Origin of the sequence: Psychromonas sp. SR45-3 (assembly GCF_014163575.1) — a bacterium.
Lineage (GTDB): Bacteria > Pseudomonadota > Gammaproteobacteria > Enterobacterales > Psychromonadaceae > Psychromonas > Psychromonas arctica.
The window spans coordinates 14,430-39,859 of the sequence record NZ_JACJDP010000007.1 but is presented as its reverse complement, the minus strand read 5'-3'; the positions used below and the strand labels follow the sequence as shown (position 1 = coordinate 39,859).

The 25,430-nt window shown below is 36.4% G+C and carries 19 protein-coding genes; 14 read left to right on the top strand and 5 right to left on the bottom strand.

Features of this window, described 5'->3' with window-relative positions:
* The first annotated feature begins 6 nt into the window (after positions 1–6).
* The 5 genes from H5084_RS05890 (at position 7) to H5084_RS05870 (ending at position 9,360) form a co-directional block, all read left to right on the top strand.
* The gene (locus H5084_RS05890) at positions 7–6,042 is read left to right on the top strand and encodes a beta-ketoacyl synthase N-terminal-like domain-containing protein (protein WP_182689864.1); all 6,036 of its coding nucleotides are present in this window, start codon (positions 7–9) and stop codon (positions 6,040–6,042) included.
* Positions 6,043–6,053: 11 nt separating this feature from the next.
* A complete protein-coding gene (locus H5084_RS05885) occupies positions 6,054–7,709 on the top strand; it encodes a PfaD family polyunsaturated fatty acid/polyketide biosynthesis protein (protein WP_182689863.1) in 1,656 nt (551 codons plus the stop codon).
* A gap of 68 nt (positions 7,710–7,777) precedes the next feature.
* Complete coding sequence (locus tag H5084_RS05880; protein WP_182689862.1) at positions 7,778–8,206, top strand: VF530 family DNA-binding protein; 429 nt, start codon at positions 7,778–7,780, stop codon at positions 8,204–8,206.
* Positions 8,207–8,229: 23 nt separating this feature from the next.
* A complete protein-coding gene (locus H5084_RS05875) occupies positions 8,230–8,694 on the top strand; it encodes a GNAT family N-acetyltransferase (RefSeq protein ID WP_182689861.1) in 465 nt (154 codons plus the stop codon).
* A 162-nt stretch (positions 8,695–8,856) separates the two neighbouring features.
* Entirely contained in the window at positions 8,857–9,360 is a 504-nt protein-coding gene (locus H5084_RS05870; protein WP_182689860.1) for a VF530 family DNA-binding protein, read from the top strand.
* 115 nt (positions 9,361–9,475) lie between these two features.
* On the opposite strand, the gene H5084_RS05865 is transcribed toward H5084_RS05870, so the two are convergent.
* Both H5084_RS05865 and H5084_RS05860 read right to left on the bottom strand, forming a co-directional pair.
* Positions 9,476–10,075: a hypothetical protein gene (locus H5084_RS05865; RefSeq protein WP_028867200.1), complete on the bottom strand. Its 600-nt coding sequence runs from the start codon at positions 10,073–10,075 to the stop codon at positions 9,476–9,478.
* A 474-nt stretch (positions 10,076–10,549) separates the two neighbouring features.
* Entirely contained in the window at positions 10,550–11,125 is a 576-nt protein-coding gene (locus H5084_RS05860; protein ID WP_028867201.1) for a DUF2057 family protein, read from the bottom strand.
* A gap of 237 nt (positions 11,126–11,362) precedes the next feature.
* Here H5084_RS05860 and H5084_RS05855 point away from each other — a divergent pair, with 237 nt between their 5' ends.
* Together H5084_RS05855 and H5084_RS05850 are read left to right on the top strand one after the other, a co-directional pair.
* The gene (locus H5084_RS05855; protein WP_310735736.1) at positions 11,363–12,616 is read left to right on the top strand and encodes a dicarboxylate/amino acid:cation symporter; all 1,254 of its coding nucleotides are present in this window, start codon (positions 11,363–11,365) and stop codon (positions 12,614–12,616) included.
* 257 nt (positions 12,617–12,873) lie between these two features.
* Positions 12,874–13,059, top strand: coding sequence for a putative motility protein (locus H5084_RS05850; RefSeq protein ID WP_028867203.1), 186 nt, complete (start codon positions 12,874–12,876; stop codon positions 13,057–13,059).
* 177 nt (positions 13,060–13,236) lie between these two features.
* On the opposite strand, the gene fbp is transcribed toward H5084_RS05850, so the two are convergent.
* Entirely contained in the window at positions 13,237–14,241 is a 1,005-nt protein-coding gene (gene fbp, locus H5084_RS05845; protein WP_028867204.1) for a class 1 fructose-bisphosphatase, read from the bottom strand.
* A gap of 541 nt (positions 14,242–14,782) precedes the next feature.
* Positions 14,783–16,075 (bottom strand): DEAD/DEAH box helicase, encoded by a 1,293-nt coding sequence (locus H5084_RS05840; protein ID WP_028867205.1) that lies wholly within the window; start codon positions 16,073–16,075, stop codon positions 14,783–14,785.
* A gap of 520 nt (positions 16,076–16,595) precedes the next feature.
* On the opposite strand from H5084_RS05840, the gene H5084_RS05835 reads away from it, so the two are divergent.
* From H5084_RS05835 to H5084_RS05805, 7 genes are all read left to right on the top strand, one after another.
* On the top strand, positions 16,596–16,967 hold the full coding sequence (locus H5084_RS05835) for a periplasmic thioredoxin of cytochrome c-type biogenesis (protein WP_182689859.1): 372 nt from the start codon (positions 16,596–16,598) through the stop codon (positions 16,965–16,967).
* 222 nt (positions 16,968–17,189) lie between these two features.
* On the top strand, positions 17,190–17,528 hold the full coding sequence (locus H5084_RS05830) for a hypothetical protein (RefSeq protein ID WP_028867207.1): 339 nt from the start codon (positions 17,190–17,192) through the stop codon (positions 17,526–17,528).
* Positions 17,529–17,536: 8 nt separating this feature from the next.
* On the top strand, positions 17,537–18,697 hold the full coding sequence (locus H5084_RS05825; protein WP_182689858.1) for an HD-GYP domain-containing protein: 1,161 nt from the start codon (positions 17,537–17,539) through the stop codon (positions 18,695–18,697).
* A 198-nt stretch (positions 18,698–18,895) separates the two neighbouring features.
* A complete protein-coding gene (locus H5084_RS05820; protein WP_182689857.1) occupies positions 18,896–21,106 on the top strand; it encodes a Tex family protein in 2,211 nt (736 codons plus the stop codon).
* 14 nt (positions 21,107–21,120) lie between these two features.
* Positions 21,121–21,906 carry a tRNA (adenine(22)-N(1))-methyltransferase TrmK gene (locus tag H5084_RS05815; RefSeq protein ID WP_182689856.1) on the top strand — a complete coding sequence of 262 codons (786 nt, stop codon included), beginning with the start codon at positions 21,121–21,123 and terminating at the stop codon, positions 21,904–21,906.
* Between the two features lie 205 nt (positions 21,907–22,111).
* A complete protein-coding gene (locus H5084_RS05810; RefSeq protein WP_182689855.1) occupies positions 22,112–23,281 on the top strand; it encodes a sensor domain-containing diguanylate cyclase in 1,170 nt (389 codons plus the stop codon).
* A 343-nt stretch (positions 23,282–23,624) separates the two neighbouring features.
* A complete protein-coding gene (locus H5084_RS05805) occupies positions 23,625–24,224 on the top strand; it encodes a DVUA0089 family protein (protein WP_028867211.1) in 600 nt (199 codons plus the stop codon).
* A gap of 189 nt (positions 24,225–24,413) precedes the next feature.
* Here the strand turns inward: H5084_RS05805 and H5084_RS05800 are convergent, their stop codons facing one another.
* Positions 24,414–25,169 (bottom strand): SDR family NAD(P)-dependent oxidoreductase, encoded by a 756-nt coding sequence (locus tag H5084_RS05800; RefSeq protein ID WP_182689854.1) that lies wholly within the window; start codon positions 25,167–25,169, stop codon positions 24,414–24,416.
* Between the last annotated feature and the right edge of the window lie 261 nt (positions 25,170–25,430).

Genomic DNA, 25,430 nt, shown 5'->3' with positions numbered 1-25,430 from the left:
GTAATTATGGAAAACATCGCCATTGTGGGTATTGCTAATTTATTTCCAGGATCAAGTGCGCCTGAGGAATTTTGGCAACAGTTGCTTAAGCAGCAAGATAATAGAACCTCCATTACTGAAAATGAACTAGGGGTTAACCCACATGAATACCTAGGTAAAAAGGGTGAAAATGATAAATATTATTGCCTATATGGTGGTTATATTCGTGACTTTGAATTTGATGCTACTGAATATTTACCGGCTATGCCATCTACAGATTCATCATTTAATGGTCATCGATTAACAACAAATGATTTAAACCAACTTGATGATTTGCATCGATGGTCTCTGTACGTCACTAAACGTGCGTTACAAGATGCTGGGTACTGGCAAAGTGACAAGTTAAGTGATTGTGGTTTGATCTTAGGTAATTTGTCTTTCCCTACAAAACAATCAAATCATTTGTTTTTAGATTTATACCGTGATGTGGTCGCACTCGCATTACAACAAACAATTGATTCAAGATTTAACCTGCTTCCTTTTGCTAAGCCCAAAAATGTATCTCCTTATAATGCACTTGTTGCTGGTTATCCTGCTGCGTTATTAGCTGAAGTTAATGGCTTAGGTGGCAACTATTTTGCGTTGGATGCTGCTTGTGCCTCTTCATGCTATAGCGTTAAATTAGCCTGTGATTATTTACAAACGGGCAAAGCAAATATGATGTTAGCAGGGGCTGTCTCGGCTGCGGATTCTTTGTTTGTTAATATGGGTTTTTCAATTTTCCAAGCTTTCCCTGAAAATAATCGACATGCACCTTTTGACCAAGACTCTCAAGGCCTGTTTGCCGCTCAGGGGGCTGGCATGATGGTGCTTAAGCGACATAGTGATGCCATAAGTGATGGTGACCATGTTTATGCAGTGATCAAAGGTGGTGCTTTAACCAATGATGGCAAAGGAGAATTTGTACTAAGCCCGAACAGTAAAGGGCAAATACTCGCTTATCAAGAAGCCTATAAAGATGCGCAAATTGATCCACGTGAAATTGATTATATTGAATGTCATGCCACGGGAACGCCCAAAGGTGATAAAGTCGAATTAAGTTCAATGGAACAATTCTTTAGTCAATACGACCATAAACCGCTATTAGGCTCTGCAAAATCTAATCTAGGGCATTTGTTAACAGCTGCCGGTATGCCTGCAATGACTAAAGCTATTTATGCCCTCAATGAAAAAATGATCCCTGCAACCATTAATGTTGATAATGCTATTAATACTAAACAAGGTTATTTTTCAGCACAACAAATACCAACTCAGAATGTTGCGTGGCCGAAAAAGTCAGATTTCTTTGACGCTGAACATCAAAATACCGCTGGTGTGAGTGTATTTGGTTTTGGGGGCAGTAATGCGCATCTAGTTTTACAAGCAGGAGATACTCCCAAAGCAGAAAATACTAATCGACTTAATGATGTTCAAAGTCTTGCGATTGTTGGGTTAGATTGTCATTTTGGTTCGATTGATAGTGTTTTGAGTTATCAACAGCTTTTGAATAGTGAAAAAGATTGTTTTGTCGATTTACCAACGCAACGTTGGCAAGGTATTGAGAAGCAGTTACCGGTGTTAAACAAACTAGGGCTAACAAAAGCGCCGAAAGGTAATTATGTTAGTGAGTTTGAAATTGACTTCTTACGTTTTAAAATTCCTCCTAATGAACAAGACAGCTTAATTCCGCAGCAATTATTAATGATGAAAGTAGCCGATAATGCCGCAAAAGATGCGAATTTAACGCCAGGTAGTAATGTGGCCGTATTAGTTGCTATGGGATTAGAGCTTGACCTTCACCAATACCGCGGACGAGTTAATTTGCATAGCCAAATTCAGCAAAGCTTATTACAACAGGGTATCGAACTAACTGCACCGCAACTCGCAGAACTGACGGCAATCAGTAAACAGAGTATTAATGACCCCGCGCAACTTAATCAATACACCAGCTTTATTGGCAATATTATGGCATCAAGGATTTCTGCATTATGGGATTTCAGTGGTCCAGCCTTTACGGTCTCGAGTGAAGAAAATTCAGTCTATAAATGTGTAGATATTGCTGATAATTTATTAAAAACAACAGCAGTCGAAGCGGTTATTATAGCAAGCGTTGATTTAGCGGGCAGCGTCGAAAATATCTCTTTAAGACAGCGCTTTAGCAATCGTGGCTATCACTCGAACGCTAATTATGTTGCTAATGGTGTCGCAGAAAATGGTCAAGTACAATCTAGTCCAGAAAAACAGTTACAATGGTTAGTGGGTGAAGGTGCCGGTGCGATTGTTGTTAAAGCCTCGGAGAAAAAATCAGCTGAGCTGAGTCATCAGAATGACTCAAAGACTGGTGCGGAAAGTGCTGAACAAAGCAGTGTAAAAAGTAACTCGAAAAACGTGTATGCAAATATTGAGGCTTGTTTATTTACACCTAATAATAATCAACAAAGTAATCAGAATATTGTTGCTCGAGCTTTAGTAAAAGCGGGTATCAGCGCAGAGAGAATTAGCCAAGTGGAAGCTTTTGCTGCGGGCACTGAGCAGCAATTAAGCAATGAGCATAATACGCTAACTAACATATATCAGCAGGCAAGGGTTGTTTCTTCTAAACAAAAAGTCGGGCATTGTTACAATGCATCAGGTATGGCGAGCCTAATTGCCAGTGTTTTAGCACTTAAAGAAAGTGAACACAGTGAAACACCCCGCTATGTTGCTATTAATGGTTTAGGGCTAGACAACAGCATTGCACATCTTATTCTTTCAAACAATTATGCGACAAAACCGATCGCTGCATCTGCTGTAGTATCAACCAAACCTGGTTTAATTAAGACGGTAACCTTAGGAGGCAAATCAATCTTTGATGCGATTTGCCAACAAAAAACTAATCCTCTGATAAAACAAGTACAACGATCTTTTAATGAGCAGCTGAAAGTGCCTGAGCTGGCTTATTTAAACACGTCCATCAAGATAGCTGATAGCAGCAAGCATGTTGAAATAATGACTGAAAATAAACCAAAAATAACAATAAATGCTATTAATGCAGAAAATGCAGGTAATGAAATGGATAGAGAGCGTAAAAGCAACGTGTTGACTCAGGTGAGTAGTACGATAGAGCAACAAAATCAAACTCATCATGCTTTTTTGCGTGCACGATTTATGGCTGAAAAGCAGATTTCATCGTTAATAAAGCTACAGGCACAAGTTTCAACTGCAAGCCCACTCTCTTCTTCAACGCAAGCTCAGAATGTTACGCAAGCGCAACATCAAATAGAACCTTTGAACGAAACTAATGTTTCGGCTGCGGCTGCAACAAAAAGATTAGGTCTACTACCCATTCAAGGTCAGCATGGTTATCAATATCCAGATCTGCAGCTTGTGGCGCAATATAATAAACCTTCAAACGTTGTTTTTGATAATGCACAATTAGTTGAGTTCGCTGAAGGTAAAATAGGTAATGTATTTGGTGAACAATATCGTGTGATTGATAACTATAAACGTCGTGTCCGTTTACCAACAACGGATTATTTATTAGTTAGCCGAGTCACTGAATTAGACGCAGAAATACATCAATACAAAAAATCATCCATGTTCACTGAATACGATATTCCATTAGATGCTCCTTTTTTAATTGATGGGCAAATACCTTGGTCGGTTTCAGTTGAATCAGGACAATGTGATTTAATGTTAATTTCTTATATCGGCATTGATTTCCAGAACAAAGGGGAACGTGTTTATCGGTTATTAGATTGCGAATTAACATTCTTAGAAGAGATGGCTTTTGGTGGCGAAACACTACGTTACGAAATTCATATCGATTCTTATGCTAAAAATGGAGAGCAATTACTGTTTTTCTTCCATTACGATTGTTTTGTCGGTGATAAAAAAGTATTAATCATGCGTAATGGTTGTGCAGGATTTTTCACTGATGAAGAATTGGCCGATGGCAAAGGGGTTATTGCGACTGCGAGTGATAAAGCGCAATGCGATAGTGCAATCAAATCATCATTTAGTCCATTAATTGCTAATACTCAAACACAATACGATTATCAATCGATGTTAAAATTAGTGCATGGTGATATAAAAGGATGTTTTGGTGATGCTTATGATCAACAAGGTCGTAATCCTTCATTGAAATTTTCTTCTGAAAAATTCTTGATGATTGAACGCATCACTCACATTGATAAAAATGGTGGGCATTGGGGATTAGGTTTATTAGAAGGGCAAAAACAATTAGATCCTGAACATTGGTATTTCCCTTGCCACTTTAAAGATGATCAAGTCATGGCTGGATCGTTAATGTCCGAAGGCTGTGGTCAAATGGCAATGTTCTTTATGCTGTGGCTAGGCATGAATAGTAACGTTAATAATGCACGCTTCCAACCGATGGCGGGTGAAGCACAAACGGTTCGTTGCCGAGGGCAAGTAACGCCGCAAATAAATACCTTAACTTATCGAATGGAAGTGACTGCGATTGGTATGTCACCGCGTCCATTTATTAAAGCAAATATTGATATTATCTTGGATCGCAAAGTGGTCGTTGATTTTAAAAATTTATGCATGGAAATCAAAGAACAAGATGACACTAGTCCTTTTCCAGTGAGCTTACCTAACAATGTGACAAAGGTGAACGTTGCACTACAGGCTAATAAGTCCGCCACTATACCTGCGGCTAAGTCGACTACTTTTGCTAAGAATAGCGCAGTCGAAGATTCAGTGATAAACCAAAGTACTAATTATCAGATTATTGATGAGAGAGGAATTAAACCGTTCTTACATCCTAATCGTCCTCTAATGCGTGTTGAATCTGACTTTAATGCAGCCACTAATAAAGGGGTGGTACCCATTCAACATTTTGCAGCACCGTATATTAGTGGTCAAAACAGACAACCCGATACCGTGCCATTTTCACCTTGGCACATGTTTGAGTTTGCAACGGGTAATATAAGCCAATGCTTCGGGCACGATTTTGATGTTTACCAAGGTAGAACGCCTCCACGAACACCCTGCGGGGATTTACAGGTTGTTACTCAGGTCATTGACGTGCAGGGCAAGCGTATGGACTTTAAAACTCCAGCGAGCTGTACAGCGGAATATGTAGTACCTGACGATGCATGGTATTTTACTAAAAACAGCTGTAGCGATTGGATGCCTTATTCATTATTAATGGAAATTGCACTACAACCTAATGGATTCATTTCAGCCTATATGGGGACAACCTTAAAGTACCCAGAAAAAGATCTCTACTTTCGTAATTTAGATGGTCACGGAGAAATCCTTAAACAGCTCGATTTACGAGGTAAAACCATTGTCAATAAATCTGTTTTATTGTCGACGAGCATGGCTGGTGGCGCTATCATTCAAAGTTTTAGTTTTGATTTGAGTGTCGATGGTGACACGATTTACCGTGGTGGTGCTGTGTTTGGTTATTTTAGTGCCGAATCATTGACCAACCAACTAGGGATTGATAACGGTCAAGTGACTAAACCGTGGTTTGTTGATCATAATATTGCTGCAACCGATATCAAGCAGATAGATCTCACCGATGATAAGCTTAATTTATTCACAGACACAGCACAGAAACCAAATTATCGTCTAGCAGGTGGACAATTAAATTTTGTTGATAGCGTTAGTATTGTAGAAGGTGGCGGTGAACACAAATTAGCTTATATTTATGGAGAGCGTACTATCGATGCAAGCGATTGGTTCTTCCGTTATCATTTTCATCAAGATCCTGTGATGCCTGGCTCGTTAGGGGTTGAAGCCATTATCGAGTTGTTACAATGTTATGCGTTAACAAATGATTTAGGTAAACAGTTCACTACCCCTCGCTTTATCGCCCCGACGACAAAAGTAGTGTGGAAATATCGAGGACAAATTACACCACTTAATAAAAAAATGAACGTAGATGTTCACTTAAAAGAAATTATCACGACAACATCCGAAGTTCGCTTAATAGGGAATGCAAATCTATCCAAAGATGGATTACGAATTTATCAAGTGAAAGACATTGTCCTAAGTATCGTTGAAGCTTAAAGAGAAAAATAATGACACAATCAACTAATAAAGCAGCACTTATCGAGATCAATAAACAGCAAATTGATTGGAATTGGCAAGTCGCAGCCTCAACATTAAGCGATGACCCTGTTAGCCTAAAAAAAGCATTATTAGCCACTGATAAGCCGTTATATTTAGCTAAACTGAATAATGAGATTGCAGTAACTCATCAACTTATGAGCCATCAAGAGGATGTACAACCTGAGTCAGCTTCTGTTTTACCAGTACTGGCTTTTGCTCAATCGATTAAAGCAGAGGAACTTGGTTCTGCAGAGTTTAAAAAAGCACATGGCGTTAAATATGCCTATCACGGTGGGGCGATGGCGAATGGTATTGCCTCTGTGGAATTGGTAATTGCGCTAGGTAAAGCTGGCTTGCTATGTTCATTTGGCGCTGCTGGCCTTATTCCAGACGTCATTGAAGAGTCAATTAAACGCATTCAAGTCGCTTTACCTAACGGACCTTTTGCGGTTAATTTAATTCATTCCCCTAGCGAACCGGCATTAGAGTCTGGTGCTGTAGATCGATTTTTGAAACTAGGTGTTAACACCGTTGAAGCTTCCGCATTTTTAGCTTTAACAGAACACATTGTACATTATAGAGTCGCAGGTCTTTCACAAAATCCAGATGGCAGTATTGCGATTAAAAATAAAGTCATTGCAAAAGTGTCTCGTACTGAAGTTGCTGAACGTTTTATGTCACCTGCACCGCAAAAGTTTTTAACAAAACTACTTACTGCGGGGAAAATTACTGCATTACAAGCAGAGCTCGCACTGCAGGTACCAATGGCTGACGATATAACAGCTGAAGCTGATTCTGGTGGGCACACGGATAATCGCCCCTTTTTAACTTTGTTACCGACAATTCTAAAACAGCGAGATCAACTTCAAGCCAAGTATAACTATGTGACGCCACTGCGTGTTGGTGCGGGTGGAGGGATAGGAACCCCCGAGTCTGCGCTTGCTGCATTCAATATGGGCGCAGCTTATATTGTGTTAGGCTCTGTCAATCAAGCCTGTGTAGAAGCAGGGGCGTCAGAACATACCAGAAAGTTATTGGCGAATATAGAGATGGCCGATGTCACCATGGCACCCGCTGCAGATATGTTTGAAATGGGGGTTAAGCTTCAAGTTGTAAAACGTGGCTCAATGTTTGCCATGCGTGCGAATAAACTTTATGAGTTATACAGTAACTACCCTAGTATCGAAGCAATACCGGCACTTGAGCGAGAGAAAGTAGAGAAACAAATCTTCCGTCAAAACCTCGACCAAGTTTGGGATATTACCAAAGCCTTTTTCCATGAGCGTGACCCTGACATGTTAGCAAGAGCATTGAATGACCCAAAACGTAAAATGGCACTTATTTTTCGTTGGTATTTAGGATTGTCATCTCGTTGGTCTAATATTGGTGAAAAGGGGCGTGAAATGGACTATCAAATATGGGCTGGACCGAGTTTGGGCGCCTTTAACAGTTGGGTAAAAGACAGTTATTTAGTCGATTACCAACAACGTAATGCAGTCGATGTAGCACTACATTTATTAACTGGTGCGGCATATTTAGAACGTATCAATCAACTCAAATACCAAGGTGTGACAGTACACAACAGTTTATTAAATTATCATCCGGCACATTCTTTTTTATCTTAATAAAATAAACTATTAGCAATACCAAGTTATGCTGAAAGTATCAGACAAATATAAAAGTAGAGTAATACATGACCGTAAAAAAACAAAACAATCCATTATATGGATTAAAATTAGAAGTGTTATTAACTGAAATATCAGAACATTACACGTGGCCTGGTTTGAGTGATGCATTATTGATTGATCGCTTTAATTTTCACACTGGAATGAAATCAACCAGTAAGTTTTTACGTAACAATCAATGGGCTCGTGAAAAAGTGGAGACTTTTTATTTGTATGAATTTAAGGCTTATCCATATCCTGAACCAAAGTTATTAGCTAAACCACCTAGAGACCGAAATATTCCAGAAGATCATATGCCAGGTGAACCTAAACCGATCACCGATGCAATGATTGACCGTGTTGATATTGCCTGTAAATACCGTATTTATGAAAAATCAGCAGATATCATTAAAAAGGAACCTGTTTATGACCCAAGTAATCCTTGGGGTGTTAAATAGTGCAGATAGTGAAGGGATAGGGCATGTTAAGTTGGGAAATTAAATTCTTTTCAGAATTATCTGCGTTACGTTTATATCAAGTGTTAAAATTGCGACAAGACGTTTTTGTACTTGAACAGCAATGTTTGTATGCAGACACCGATAATTTAGACCAACAGGCATTACATTTCTTATTAATGTCTGAAGAAGATGATGATTTAGTAGCGTATTGCCGCGTACTGCCTGCAGATACAAGTTACCCAGAAGTTTCTATAGGGAGAGTAGTCGTTGCCCCTAATGCACGTAACAAAGGATTTGCTAAGCAACTAATGCAAAAGGCGATTCATTTCATAGAAGATGAAATGCAAGCATCCGCTATTAAAATATCAGCTCAATCTCATCTGCAAAATTTTTATCAGTCATTGGGTTTTATTATTTGCTCATCACCCTATGATGAAGATGGAATTGAACATGTAGAAATGACGCTAATCAACACGCAGTTGTCATAAAGCCAATGACGGTTACTTGAAATCACTGCTATAATGCGGTTGAAAAATAATAGTAGATGCTGTCATCGTTTAGCTTATTTAAAACCTGAACTAATCTAATACTTTGATTCATTAACTATTAATCTGTTTATTGAAATACCTTTAATACCCTTAGGAAAGAACATGTCTGCCGAATTACAACAAAACAACCCACTTCATGGTTTGAAAACAGAAACATTATTAACAGAACTAGTAGAGTTTTATGGTTGGAAAATTTTATTTGCAGCAACACGTTTCAAATGTTTTGACGTGAACCCAAGCATTAAAGGCAGTTTGAAGTTTTTACAAAAAACTGAATGGGCCCGTTTAAAGTTAGAGAGTTTCTACTTGTATCGTTTTAAACGTATGCCCAAACCTAATGATGCTGAGTTCCACTTAGATCCTCGTGAGCGAGGCTTTGAGCATGGTATTGTGCCTTTGTCCCCAATGAAACTAACCATTGAATCAATAGAGTTATCGCAAGCTAAAGCTGCATCGGCCTTTCAAGACCGACAAAATGAAAAGCGCCAAAGTCATCAATCACGCAGACAAGATAGTAAACATCCGATGCGCGATAATAAAGTGGCAAATAAAAAAGCTGATAAAGCGGAGCCTAAGTATGACCCAAGTAATCCTTGGAACGTTTAATTCGCGAGCTAATAATTAAGAAATAAATTATTAAGAGATAGAAATAGATAGCTAAGCCATAAATAGTTATGGCTTAGCTATATTATTATGCCCATTAGTAGTTAAACAACTATACCTATTTGTTTAACTTCCTCTTCAGTAATAAAATTTGTTTGATCAGCTGAGATTTTTCTAACTTTGCTAATTCAGCAACTTGTAAGTCATTTTTAATTAAAGACTCAAGGTTATTGATATCGCTGCCGTTTGATGCTTGGTTTTGTGTTTCGGATAGCTGCTGTTTTAATCTATCATTTTCCACACTTAAGCTATCAATTTTTTGCTGCATTTTATTTTCATCACGTGCAGATTCTTTAGCGGCAAAAATAAGGGACTCTAGGGTTTTATTTAACGCTTTGTTTTTGGCAACTTTTTTTAGCTGATCACCCGCTTTAATAGATAAGTTAAAGGTATATAGCTTTTTTCCATCATCACTATCACGTGATTTTTTACTTCGCCAAGCTTTAAACATTTTATTACGTAATTCACGACCTTCCGCCGTGGTTTCAAGTAACTGGCAAAGTTGTTTAAATTGTGTCTCAGACATATTATTAATATCGATTCCTAAACCCTGAGTTAAAGATAATAATAGGGGGGTTTTAGGTATTAAATAATTTTTTACCCACTGACTATTTGATTCGTTCCATTCAAAACTTGCAGGGGTTTCTACTGTGATCACATGAATCTCCTTATTTTATCGACACCTTAAATAAAAAACTAGATAAAGAAAAATAGTAAAGGGCAAACAATGATTATGTTTTGCTTTAAATTTTTTTGCTTGGTACAAAAAATAGCTTTCTAGATAACTGGCTCACCATAAAAGTAACAGTTATAAATTACTTCAAATCTAGATATGGAATTCGAGTCAGTGCCTTATTCTGCTCCAGGTTTATATCGATAACCGATACAAAAAACTAGACGTAGTAGGTAACCAAGGTATTGTTCACCCACTATGTCTTAACTATTATTACAGCGCTTATCACATGCATTGTCGCTATACCGCGGCATGCGGTGATACTAAGTGGTGCTGCATAAGGAGAGGTTAATTTGCCATGAACAGTATTATTAATGTTCAATATGCATTGTTTATAAACCATCTCCTGCAAAGCTATTGTTATAAAGCATTTTACAAAATATTTTTTTATCTAATTGTTTAGCGTGTTTCGTTGTTGATCAACCATATTTTAAATTGTTTCTTTTGCTCAACTGTTGCTGCTCTATATTCATCAATTAAGCTATTTGTGGTTACTTTTTTAACGGTGCCAGAACTAACATCTATATTGTTATCTCGATTTGTGTCAGCGATTAATGCTTCGATATCACTGTATGGCAACAAGCCATTACCATGTAATTCAGTGGGGTTTTCAACTTGGTACTTACCATTATCATTAGTAACATACCAGTTTAAACCTGCTTGAATTTTTTGACCTGCTTGTACAGCGCTATACATTTTATCAGTTGAAATAGTTGTTTTACCGTTCACATCTACATTTAACAAAAACGGTCTACTTTCTGTAAAACGATTATCGTCAATATCAAACTTCTTACTGAATCTCACGGCAATTTGTTGCTTGCCATCTTTCACTTCTATCGTGTTATCGCTTAAAAATGAGCTTTCCACTTTTACACCATTTACAGCTAGGACACTGATACCGTTATTGGCGATGATTTCACCTGAAAAAGCGAGAGGGCTAATTGCCAGGGATAATAATAATCCTGTGATTTTCATATGTTTTTTCCTAATAAAAAGAGACGAAATAAATAATTGAGTAAATATGGTCAATATGACAGATTCTGCTTCGCTTTGGTATATCAAGATGTGATCTATCACTATAAAATTGAGACAATGATCACTGGTAGCAGAAAGATTGATCGTTATCAGTTTCAATTACACTATTTAGGGTAGTTTGTTACTCAATATTAGAGCTAGTTTAATTTAGTTATCAAAACAATAAAAGGATTCAGCGTGGTTAAAATTAAGAAAAATGTGTTCTCTAACATAGGTACTCAAGTCGTTATTGCAATGGTAATAGGTACTGCTGTAGGTGCTTATATGGGACCAGGTGCAGAGGTGTTTGCTCCATTGGGCTCTATCTTTATTCATCTTATTAAAATGTTAGTGATACCACTTGTGGCAGTTGCCATCATTACCGGAGCCGCTAATTTAGGAGATAGCCCTGCGGCAGGTAAAATTGGGATCAGTACTTTTGCATTTTTTATGCTCACATCTGCTGTTGCAGTTGCGTTAGCAATCGGTTTAGGTGAGTTGTTTCAACCAGGTGTTGGGGTTGACTTAAGCAGCATGCATTCAATGTTCTCTAATGAATATGCAGATAAAGGTGAAGTACCTGGATTTTTTGCGACAGTATTAGGCATGATCCCTACCAATATTTTTCAATCTTTAAACGATGCAAATATTCTACAAGTTTTAGTTTTTTGTTTATTTCTTGGTATTGCGCTGTCTAAAGTAGATAAAAACAAGTCAGCGCCATTAATGTCTGCGTTATCGGCTTTAGTTGATGCTTTTGTTTGGATGATTAATGTAGTGATGCGTATTGCACCCATTGGTGTTTTTGGTCTAATGGCAGAAGCTGTGGGTACGTTTGGATTTGATGTACTTACCATGGTAATGAAGTTATTTGTCGTTTACGTAGTGGCAATCCTTATATTTGGTTTTGGTTTTTACCCATTATTAATCAAACTACTGTCTAAAGTTTCTGTACGTCATTTTTTATCGGTAATGAAAGCCCCACAAGCCGTTGCATTATCCACTGCTTCTTCTATGGCAACCCTACCAGTGACAATGGATGTGGTTGAGAAAGAACTTAATATCAATAACTCTACAGCCTCTTTTGTGTTACCCCTAGGGGCGACTATTAACATGAGCGGTAACGCTATTTACTACGGCCTAGTAGCTGTGTTTTTTGCGCAGGTATTTAATGTCGATTTAACCTTTGGAGCCTATGCCGCTATTATCTTTACTGCCACTATTGGTGCTATTGGTCAAGCTGGTGTTCCTGGCCCGTCATTTTTAGTCGTTGCCGTTTTATTAGCAGCAGGGATCCCGATAGAAGGGTTACCATTGTTGTTTGCATTGGACCGTATTTTTGACATGATTCGAACTGCATTGAATATTACCGGTGACGCGGCTTGTGCTGTTATTGTTGATGGATTAAACCCAAACCATGAGCAACAAGAAAATGAAGCAACAGTACGTTAATGACATTAAGAGTTAATTGCTTTTTTCTTGAATTAAGTTAATGCTGAAGTTCAGCTACTAAAAAGGAGCCTAGCTCCTTTTTTTATCTTTAAAACTCAAGAAATATGAGTTTTTGTCGATAACATATCATGCCGCTACATTTTTAATTACTTTTTAGCTGCTTGTTACAAGTCAATATGAAAAATAAGCTGCATAGAAGTTAACAGATTTCGACATAAAAAATGAAGCTATCAAAGGTACAGATAAGGAGAATATTGATGGATATGAGTGTCGTTGGCAGTGTGCTAACAGAACAAACTAAAATAAATACGCTGGAAACGGTCAATGTTAATTTATTAAAAAAGAGCAATGACCAAGCCGAGCAACAGGCAACTCAATTATTAGAGTCAATTCCGCCTATGCCGGAAGGTAGTAAAGGTAATAATATTGATACGCATGTATAGCTTCTCCTATTAAGGATCGCTTATGTCTACTACTACAGTGTACTTTAATTGTTATTAGGCATTTTAATGAAGGTTAAAAGACTGAATCTATTAGCTCAAAAGTCTTAATATAGATACTAAAATGCCAAACATAAGTTTGGCATTTTTACGGTGTTTATATAGTTAGATCAAAACCGTTTATACTTCAGGATAATCAGCTATCATTTTTTCAGCATCTTTTACCATACCAGCACTACCACAAATAAATGGTACACGTTGATGTAATTCAGACGGCTCAATTTCCATAATTCTTTTCGTACCTGTGCTTGCAATACCACCTGACTGTTCTGCAAGGAATGCAATTGGATTACACTCATATAACAATCTTAACTTACCTAGTGGAGCTTGTGCCGTAGATGGGTACATAAATATACCACCTTTCAATAGATTACGATGGAAGTCAGCAACTAATGAACCAATGTAGCGAGAGGTATAAGGGCGGTTATCTTCTGGTACAATTTCTTGACAGAATTTAATATACTTTTTAATACCCAATGGGAATTTCAAGTAATTACCTTCATTGATTGAATAACACTTACCTGTTTCAGGCGTCTTCATATTTTCATGTGATAGGTAAAATACACCTAGAGATGGATCACAAGTAAAGCCGTGAACACCGTTACCGGTGGTATAAACAAGCATGGTAGATGAACCATAAATGACATATCCTGCAGCGACTTGCTTAACACCTGGTTGTAAAAAATCTTCTAGTGTCACAGGCGTCCCAACAGGGCTAACACGACGGTAGATTGAGAAAATAGTACCAACAGAAACATTCACATCAATATTACTAGAGCCATCTAGTGGGTCCATCAATACAACGTATTTACTATTTATACCTCGCTCACTGTCAAAACTTACGAAGTCATCTTCTTCTTCAGAAGCAACACCACAAACTTCGCCGCGAGCTTCTAGTGCACATTTAAATTTATCATTAGCGTATAAATCTAGTTTTTGTTGTGTTTCACCTTGGACATTTTCAATACCTGTGGCACCAATAATGTCAGCAATACCGGCTTTGTTAATTTCTCGGTTAACAATTTTGGCTGCTAAACGAATTGCGCCTAATAACCCCGTTAACTCCCCACTAGCTTCTGGGAAATCATGTTGTTTTTCAATAATGTACTCGCCTAAAGTGATCATATTCTCTCCAATAAGTGTTGGAATTTTATTATAAGTATAAATAATAAAATTTGCTCATAAAAAGGTGTGAGCTAGTTCTAATAAATTAAAATTCTAGGTATATTGTATTACAAATAAGGGGTTTCTTATAATTAATTCCATGCAATAAGGTATTTCAATAATGTTACAACCCTATATCTTTGAATTACAGGGATATCACATTTCTTTTACCTTTTATGTGAAGAAGGAATGACTTAGCGTTATAGGTTTAATTAACACTTACAAATTTTCATTAAAGCTGTTAAAGAGGGGGGCAAGGGCTTGTCGACGTTATTTCTATAATTCAAATTTGTAAATTATCTGTTTTAAATTCAGATGGGTTTGTGTCATTAAACACTAAGTTGTCCTGTAAACAGTTTTTTGAATTTAATCTATTTACTGATCCTTGATAAAGAATAATTACGCATAGTTTTTAATAGGAGGGGATTGAAAATTAAATTATTCAATTGTGTTACTACCTCACTTCTTTAATAAGGTAGTACAGTGTTATCAATAGTGCTTATTAACGTGCTTTTCTGGCTTTGTTTTTTGCACGACGTACGGCAGACGGTTTATTTTCTGCTTTACGCTTTTCTACCATCTGATTACGTTCTTGAGTTGCTTTATAACGACTTTTCTTGAACGATTTACCATCTTGTTGTACTTCCGTTGTACTGTTAAATTCGTAGCCTGGATATACAATTCGTTCAAATTTTCGACCAATTAATGTTTCAATATTATCTAAAAATTGTTCATCTTTAGGGCTTACTAGCGATACTGCATTACCACTTTTACCTGCTCGTCCTGTTCGACCAATACGGTGCACATAGTCTTCAGACAAAAATGGAAGGTGAAAGTTAACAACGTAAGGTAAGTCTGGAATATCTAAACCACGTGCTGCCACATCCGTAGCGACCAAAACACGAACACTGCCTTCTACAAATTGTTGAATTGCTTTATTACGAGCACCTTGTGTTTTGTCACCATGACATAATGCGGCTTTGATGCCATCTAACTTCAATTCTTGTGCGAGTATATTGGCACTTTCTTTGGTGCCCGCGAAAACTAATACTTGCTTCCAGTTCTTAACACCTATCAACTCAGATAATAACTCACGTTTACGCGCTTCACTGACCCAGTAAACTTGCTGCTTAACCTTGCCAGATGTTGAGTTTTGCTTAGCTGTTTCAATATTTTTTGGGGTATTTAAAATTTTATTAGCTAGAGTTTTTACTTTATTAGAAAAAGTCGCAGAAAACATGAGTGTTTGATGTTTTTGTTTAATAATATTAGTAATTTGTTGAATATCAGTTAGGAACCCCATATCCAGCATTCGATCTGCTTCATCTAAAACTAGATGTTTAATATGTGCTAAATCTACTTGGCGTGCGTTAACGTGTTCTATCAAACGCCCAGGTGTTGCGATCAGCACATCTACACCTTGTTTAAGCATTTGTTTTTGAGGTGATACATTTGCACCACCTGTTACCACTCCTGATGTAAGAGGCAGAAATTGACTGTATTGTTTAACATTCTCTGCTACTTGCAATGCCAATTCACGTGTCGGTGTTAAAATAAGTACTTTGATAGTACGTGAAGTGCCAATATTATCAGGTTGGTTTTTAGCTAAAATATCCAATAAAGGAAGGGTGAATGCAGCTGTTTTGCCGGTACCTGTTTGTGCACTTGCTAAAACATCATGTCCTGCTTTGATGATTGGAATTGCTTGTTGTTGGATTGGGGTTAGCTTTGAATAACCACAGGCTTTCACTGCCTTTAAAAGATTCGCAGATAGACCTGCTGCATCAACACTCATATTGTTACCTAATTTATACGCTTAAAATCAACGCGCAGTATAACAAAATCCATTTATAATGTATGAAAAACATAGCTGCTAATAAATGTGTTTTATTTATTAACGGTGTTTATTCGTTCCTATTGTTATTTTTGCTATTTGTTGTTTGCATCAGTCTAATATTTTTTTAATCAAAAAGACTGTGTTTTACGCTTTTCATTGACTATATTGTTGGTTTTTATGTGCTATTAAATATTGCTTTACGCTTTTTTTATTTAAGTAAATACTATTTTGTTATTATAGAATGAGTGAATATTATTTACTTGTTATTAGTTTGGTTATTTCAGCATGCTATTTTTACTATTGAATGTCTCGCTGTGATCCTTATTTATTCAGTGTGATCCGTAAATTACTTTACTGATCAAAGCACTGTTCTCGCATTCAACTGTTTTTGTTAATGAATGCACACTCACAAGTAATTATTACTTCTATTCAATACTTAAAACCGCATAAAAAACAACAATAAAATAGGAAATACAAAATGTCTCTCCAACTCGCAACCCTCAGCGTTCGTGAATTTGAACAAAAAATATTAAATAAAAATTCATTCATTTTAAATGTAGTTGCCACTTGGTGCTCTGATTGCACAGATCAACGTCTTAATCTTGAGTCATTTGTTGCTGCTGTTGCAGAATATAATTTGTCGGTATTTGAGTTGATTGCTCAAGAAACTAAAGGGGAATATATCAGCCCTGAAATAGGTGGGTTAATTGAGCAATTTGGAGGACATGGTTTTCCTCGCACTGTGCTCATTAACAAAGGTAATATAATCAGTGCAGACAATGTTGAAATAATTAGTGAAAAGGCATTATTACAACTAGCAAATAAATTTAAACAGCATTCAATCATTTAACTTAACCATTTGTATCTACTCTGTACTCAATAAAACTAGTGTAGTTTATGCGAATAAAGACTATTAACTCTTAAAATTATTATTTTCTCAATAATTGATCTGAAACAAAATTTAATTTGTTAAGGGCCACAAAAATCTAAAAGTTATGCTAATTTTATACTCTTAAATCATTAATTTTTTTATATGATTTATTTTTGTAACACTACTAATGAAAGGTCGATAATGTCATTGCTTAATAATCTTACTCCAGAAAAAAAAATGACGGTCATTTTTAGAATGGAACCTGGATCGCTAGGACCAGAAGGAAAAGAATATGTTAATGAGTTCTGTGAATTTGCTCAAACGCAATTACAAGCTAGTGCATCGCATTATTTAAATTGGTTTATTGTACCTAGATTTGACAAAACATTAAGTGAAATGAAGTTTCAACTCGGCAATAAAACAATGACTCAAGAGCAGGCTACAAAATATTTATCTCTATTTGGTGAAAGTTATACGCATTTTGAAGAGCAGCTTGAAGATAACCTAGAAGCTATTATTAACCAATATTTTGGTCGTTAAGGATTACAATGATAAAAAAAATAGCTACAGACCAACTACAAGTTGGTATGTATATTAATCACCTTGTGGTTGGTTGGTTAAACAATCCCTTTACCTCGACTAAGTTCTTACTTAAATCTAAAAATGATATTTCAAAAATACGTGATGCGGGCATAAAATGGGTTGAAATTGATACGACTAAAGGGTCAGGCGTTTCACTTGATAAAACCGTACAATCAAAAGCCGAAGCCTCGGTAAAACAACAAACTAAAAGTGCTAAAGAAGAATTGGAATCTGCTAAAGTTGCCTTCGAAGATGCAAGACAGTTTATTAGTGGTGTGATGAATAGTGCAAAAATGGGGCAATGTGTTGAATTAGAACAAGTTGAACCCGTCATTAGAAAACTAAGCGAATCGGTTTTACGTAACGAAAATGCCTTGCTTGGACTGACTCATATTCGCAATATGGATTATTATACTTTTGAACATTCGGTCAGTTTTTCTGTGCTTATGATGTCTTTCGCAAAAGGCATGGGCAAATCTGATGAGTTTATTTGTGCAGTAGGAGTAGGTGGGTTATTACATGATATCGGTAAAACGATCACGCCAGATCATATACTAAATAAACCAGGAAAATTAACGCCTGAAGAATTTGTGATCATGAAAGAGCACGTAGTACATAGCCGTATCATTCTTGAAAAAACCGAAGGTTTGTCACAAATATCAATGGATGTTGCGGCGATGCACCATGAAAAATACGATGGTAACGGTTATCCACTTGGTCTAGATAAAGACCAAATAAGCTTGGCAGGTCAAATGTCGGCGATTGTTGATGTTTACGATGCACTAACCGCAGACCGTTGTTACCACAAAGGCAAAAAGCCTTCTGAAGCGATTCAATTTTTATTAAAAGGATCAGGCAGTCATTTTAATCCGCAATTAGTACAACAATTTATACAGTCGGTAGGTATCTATCCCGCGGGATCGATTGTGTTATTAAACAATGATTATTTAGCAACCGTGATTGAAATAAAAGATAATATGTTAAAACCAATTGTAGAGATTTTCTTTAATACTAAGACAAAACAACACGTGCAAACAGAGTTGATTGACCTGAGTACGTCAACTGACCTTAAAGTGAAAAATGTAGATAGCTATGCGAACTGGAATATTAAACCTTCAATTGCTTAGCACCCCTTATTAGCCCACAATAAAAGCCTTAAAATAATGTAATTTTAAGGCTTTTATTGTTTTAAAATTCACATGGAAAATGTGCTAACCGTGGTAGAGAAAATCCTTTTTCATAGAAAGTAAAATAAAAGTAAGTCGAAAACATCATGCAAGTATGCTAAAAATAGCCGCTATTTATTTGATTATAAGATCGTTAATATGCCCAATTCTGTTACTCAACTCTCTGAACTCAAAGAGCAATTAGCAAAAGAATGTCAGATTTTACCCTCTCAAGTAGAAGCTGCCATTCATTTATTAGATGATGGTAATACAGTGCCATTCATTGCTCGTTATCGAAAACACCTAACACAATCCTTAGATGATAATCAATTACGCTTATTAGAGACAAAGCTAATTTATTTTAGAGAATTAGCTTTGCGTAAACAAAGCATTTTAAAAGCAATTGATAAAGCAGGTAAATTAACCAGTAAACTAAAAAATGAAATTCAAGCAATACAAGATAAAGTCAGTCTTGAACATTGTTATGCGCCCTTTAAGACTACCCGTATCACCAAAGCAAAATTAGCCGAAGAAGCAGGATTAAATGCGTTAGCCGATCAACTTTGGACTTCACCTAAGCAACCATTAACTAAGGCCGCACAACGTTATATTAATAGTGCAAAAGGCTTTACCACTAGTGCACAAGTATTAGAAGGTGCATTAGCGATTGCAGTTGATAAATTAGCTCAAGATATTGCATTAACAAATTTATTAAAACTGCATTTATTTGAACAAGGCGAAGTGTCTTCAGTGGTGGTAAAATCTAAACGTGATGAAGCAATTAAGTTTAAAGACTATTTTGACTTTAATTCACGTTTAAATAGACTACCAGCACATCGTGTACTCGCGATGTTACGCGGTAAAGCAGAAGGTTATCTTCGTCTTAAAATCAATGCAGATCCATTTCAAAAAGATAAAAAAGCTTATAGTTATTGCCAAACCTTAATAGCCAAACATCTCAATATATACCTTGCTAAAGATGACCATGACTCATGGACCCGACAAGTCATTGACCAGGCATGGCGAACAAAGTTATCAGTGAGTTTAGAAAAGCAAATTTTTGTTCAATTAAAAGAACAAGCTGACCATGACGCGATTGAACAATTCGCTAGTAATTTAAGTGCATTATTAATGGCATCACCGGCAGGTGAAAAGGTGACATTGGGGTTAGATCCAGGCTTTAGAAGTGGTTGTAAAATAGCTGTTGTAGGTAAAACCGGTCAATTAATTGCAACTAATACTATTTATCCACATCAACCTCAATTGCAAACAAAGCAAGCGAAACATGTTGTTGAACTGATGATTAAGCAACATAATGTCGAACTAATTGCTATCGGAAACGGTACCGCTTCACGTGAAAGCGAGCAATTTATAGCACAAATATTAACGACTTTGAACAGTGATATTCAAGCTATATCAGTCAGTGAAGCTGGTGCATCGGTTTATTCTGCTTCGGCATTAGCTGCAGACGAGTTTCCTGAACTGGATGTTACCTTAAGGGGAGCAGTATCTATTGCTCGTCGCTTACAAGATCCTTTATCAGAGCTAGTCAAAATTGAAGCTAAGGCAATCGGTGTTGGCCTTTATCAACATGATGTTCAACAAACTTTATTAGCAAAGCGTTTACAAGCGGTGGTCGAAGATTGTGTAAATAAAGTAGGGGTCGATTTAAACACTGCCTCTCCGAATGTACTGACACACGTAGCGGGTTTAAATGCAGGGCTAGCACAAAATATTGTTGAATATAGACAGCAACATGGCCGTTTCAAATCACGTCAGGCATTAACTAAAGTGCCACGTTTAGGGACTAAAGCGTTTCAACAAGCAGCAGGATTCTTGACTGTTAATGGAGGGGATGAATGCTTAGATGAAACCATACTTCACCCTGAACAGTACCCATTAGCAAAACAATTAATTGCGCTTAATAATAAAACAATTCAAGACGTTGTACTTAATAATGGTGCAGAAGCATTGTCACTTTCGGCAATAAATCAGCTCCCAAATAGCCATCAACAATCAAATATGCCGGCTTATCAAGAAATTTTAGCCGTGTTGACTCTGTCACGCCGTGATCCAAGGGAACAATTTAAAGTTGCAGAATTTGATCAAAGTATTGGAAAAATCAGTGATTTAGAAGTGGATATGTCGTTACAAGGTGTGGTGACGAATGTAGCAAACTTTGGCGCTTTCATAGACGTCGGGGTGCATCAAGATGGATTGGTGCATATATCCATGTTGTCTGACTGTTTTGTTGATGATCCTCATAAAGTCGTTAAAGTTGGGCAAATAGTTAATGTGGAAGTGGTGAGTGTTGATCAAGACCGTAAACGGATTGCATTGACCATGAAAAACATTAAACAACCTAGCTGATAAAGATTTTTAAAATGAAATTAAACAAACGTTTATTAGCCTTGTCAAAAATGGCCAATCAACCTTATCAGGTTGTTTGGGATTGTTGCTGTGATCATGGATTATTAGGCTTTAAAATCTTAGCAAATGGATTAACCAAACAGGTTAATTTTGTAGATGTTGTACCTGAGCTGATTGAGTCATTATCACAAAAATTAGCTAAATATGCTCATCACCTTCCCGCGGGAAGCCAATGGCAAGCCTTGTGTCAGGATGTTGCAGAGTTAAAATTGGAGCCCATAAGGAAGCTTGAATCATACGTGTTACAAAGCGAAAAGCGTTCAGACTTAAACGATGAGTATGATGAAATGGATAATCGCGATATCCCATCTGATAAAATTTTGCCTGCAAATTTAGTCATTATCAGTGGCGTCGGTGGGGAATTGATGATTGATATAATAACTCGATTAATGCAACGCTATTCAGGAGAAAATATAGATTTTCTTTTGTGCCCTGTACAACACACCTACAAGCTTCGACTGACGCTAATTGAGCTAGGCTTTAATTTGAAACAAGAACAATTGATTATTGAAAATAATCGAGGCTACGAACTTATGTTGATTAATCAACTGCAAGGTGAGCCGCTATCAGTAACGGGTAATAAGCTTTGGAAGTCAGAAGCTAGTCATGAAGCTTATTTAAGTAAATTGATTAACCATTATAAAAAAATGAATAAAAGTAATAGAAGGGAACTAAAACTGGAAAGCCTGGCCTTAAAAGATTACTTGAGCTTACAAAATCGATTATATAAAAATATATAATCGAGCATGAGGTCATAATTCATTTTTTGCATAGATAGTATGTGTCGATTGATATAATTGATGTAAAATTTGATTGATTCTATAGCTTCCTTATTTTGAACGCTTTTTTATATTCGATGCAAGGCTTACATTAGTTTAGCCAATTAGCATTTTTCTGTTGATGCGTTAAACCTAATAATTAAATATTAATGATAAAGTATTCCCTATGAGTAAAAGTAATCCAAGTCGTCATCCTCATGCATATTCTCATTCATCACCACCTGATCCTTTAGATACAAAATCAATTGATCTAAGCTCATCTCATATAACTTATCAGCACAAAACAATTGCTGATGCAGATAAAACCTTGAATTGTATTTTAGATATTATTGCAGAAGGTTCTTGGGATTGGGATGGTAAAACGGGAAGGGTAGTTAGAAGTACTGCTTGGTTTAAGATGCTAGGTTATGACGTCGGGACATTTCAACAAAATGTATATACTTGGGAAAATGTAATCCACAAAGAGGATTATGATAAAGTGATGCAGAGCTTTGAAAAAATAATTACTCGGAAAACTGATTCATATTGTATAGATTATCGCTGCCGAAAATCTGACGGTAGTTACCTATGGATCACCGATAGATCTAAAGTAGTTGAATACAACCCCGATGGTTCTGTTGCCAGAATTATTGGGGCTCATCAAGATATTCATCAACAAAAAATAGCACAACTTTCACTATTTGAACAAAACCAACAGTTAGCTTTAGGTAATGTCACTCTCGAGAAATTAATCTCAATCAAAACAGAGCAATTAGAAGCAAAAAACAAACTACTTGAAGAAAAGATCCTTGAAATAGAGCGCTTAGCTAATACTGATTCTTTAACCAACATTGCAAACCGTAAAAAATTCGAGGAAGCATTAAACAGCGAAATCTCCCGCGCTAACAGATACGAACACGCATTAAGCTTGGTCATTCTCGATATTGACCATTTTAAACTCATTAATGATTCATTTGGCCACAAAATTGGAGATCAAGTGTTACAAAATATGGTTTCAGCAGTGGTTAATAATATCAGAGATGTAGATATTTTTGCACGATGGGGCGGTGAAGAGTTTGTTTTAATATTACCGTGTATAGCCATTGAAGCAGCATTAAATTTCAGCGAAAGACTTCGTCAATTAATTAGCCAGACAGAATTATCAAAAGGAGTCTATATAACCTGTAGTTTTGGTGTTAGTGAGTATCATAATACAGATACGGTTGAAGACTTATTTCATCGAGCAGATCAAGCACTTTACCGCGTTAAAAATAATGGACGCAATAGTGTGCAATGTGAAAAAAAGGAATGTCGCAACTGCAAACTCTCCTGGTCAACTAATACAAATATGGTATAAAAACACAATTTATTACTTTATTACTTTATTACTTTATTACTTCATTACTTCAAATCGATAACTTATTGTTTCTCTTTTTTTATTATTAGGAAGTAGCCATTATTGAGTATTTATTTTATCTTATCAAAAAATTAGTTTACAATAATTGAATATAATACCAATCTAAGTAATCATCTAGTTACTTATTCTTGTTAAAATGAATCCTAGCTTCCTTGTTGATTTTGCAATAACAATAACTAGTTACTGCAATCAACGTCTTGCTATCATCCATTTTCCCTAACGCCTCAATAGACAATTTATTACCCAGATTGGTATAACAGTTAATTTTATGAAGGAAAATGCAATGAAAAAATCAATAATCGGTATTCTATTTTTTTTACTGCTGCCTAATATTACATATGCAGGGCTGATAACCGAGACTGGTACTTTAAAATATGGTGAAGCAGATTGGTATGATTTTTCTACCTTCGATACGGGAAAGGTAACTATATCTGCAGCAGAAAAAAATAATAATTATTATTGGTGGAATAGCAAATACAACAAATATAACCAATTCGATAGTATTTTATATTTGTTTAAAGACGATGGGGATTTAAGTTGGGCGGACCTTATTAAATACGATGATGATAGTGGATACGGTCTTGATAGTTTTATAACTGTTAATCTTGCTGCGGGTGATTACTCCGTTGCTATTACCGCTTCTCAAAATAACAAATTTGGTTATCGCAATAATTGGTATAGTGCTAATAATGTAACGGATTATGCGCTAAATATTAGTGGAAACTTTGTGAGTACGGGTGAAGCTGTTGTACCTACAAGTGTTGCAGAACCTGTATCTATTATTTTGTTAGCGGTGGGGTTATTTGGGATTGCTTATTCTCGCCAAAGAAAATTTTCTCTTACATTACCTGCAGCATCTAATTTAGCTTGTGTACCTAAATAACTGATACTTGTTTCGTTAAATGTTAGTCATCATTTCCTGGCATAACAGAGCAGGTTTTTAGACTAATGTGCTAAGCGGCATTCAGAAATTGTTATGCCTAGCGTTGTCAGCATTAACATTAAAAACCTCTGGGCCCTTTGAAGGGGATATGAGGTTTTTAATGCTTTAAATAATGTTATTAAATTAAGGCTAAATTCCTAGAGCTTGACCCCCACCAATTTGGATTGTTTCAGCGGTGATAAACGCTGCATCTTTACTGACTAAGAATGAGATCACGCCAGATACATCTTCAGGTTGCCCTAGACGACCTAACATAATGTTATCTTTCCATGATGCAAATACTTCGGGTTTTGTATCTTTAATTTGTTGATGGAATGGTGTATCGATGGTTCCTGGAGAAACTGCATTAACACGAATACCCGCTGGTGCTAATTCTTTAGCCAGGGCACGAGTTAAGGTGTGAACAGCAGCTTTTGATGTGCCATAAATGCCAGCACCAGGTCCGCCTGCATTCCAAGCAGCATTTGAAGTGTAGTTAATAATTGAGCCACCTTCGGTTTTTTTCATAAATGGGATGGCAGCACGAGAGACAAAGAAAGCACTATCCAAGTTTAATGCCATTACAAAACGAAAGAATTCAGTCGTCATTTCTTCGATAGAACTTCGACCACCAAGGCCACCTGCATTATTAACTACAACATCAATTTGACCGTATTTGTTTCCAATCGCATTAACATTTTCAGTAACAGCGATATCATTAGTGACATCAAAGCCGTAGTATTCAGCTTCGATACCTTCAGCTTTAAGTTCTGCAACACGTGCTGCACCAACTTCATCTTCAATACCATTTAGCACGACAGTGTAACCATCTTGACCAAGACGTTTAGCTACTTGGAAACCAATACCACCAGTTGCACCAGTGATTAAAGCAATTTTTTTAGACATATTATTTTCTCACTACTTGTTAAGTTTATGCTGCAATAAATGTGAAGCATTATTCATTGATAAAATGTAGATTAAAGTTGATTGATAGTTAATTTATACTCAAAATACCTACGCATCAATTATTTTATTGTAATACAAATTGATTTTTTGTAAATAGTCACTATCAACACTTATCTCTGTATTTAAAAAATGAAGCGCACATTTATATTGTTTTATAAAAATTACGAGTAAATCTTTAATAAGAATTAGATGGACAGCAAT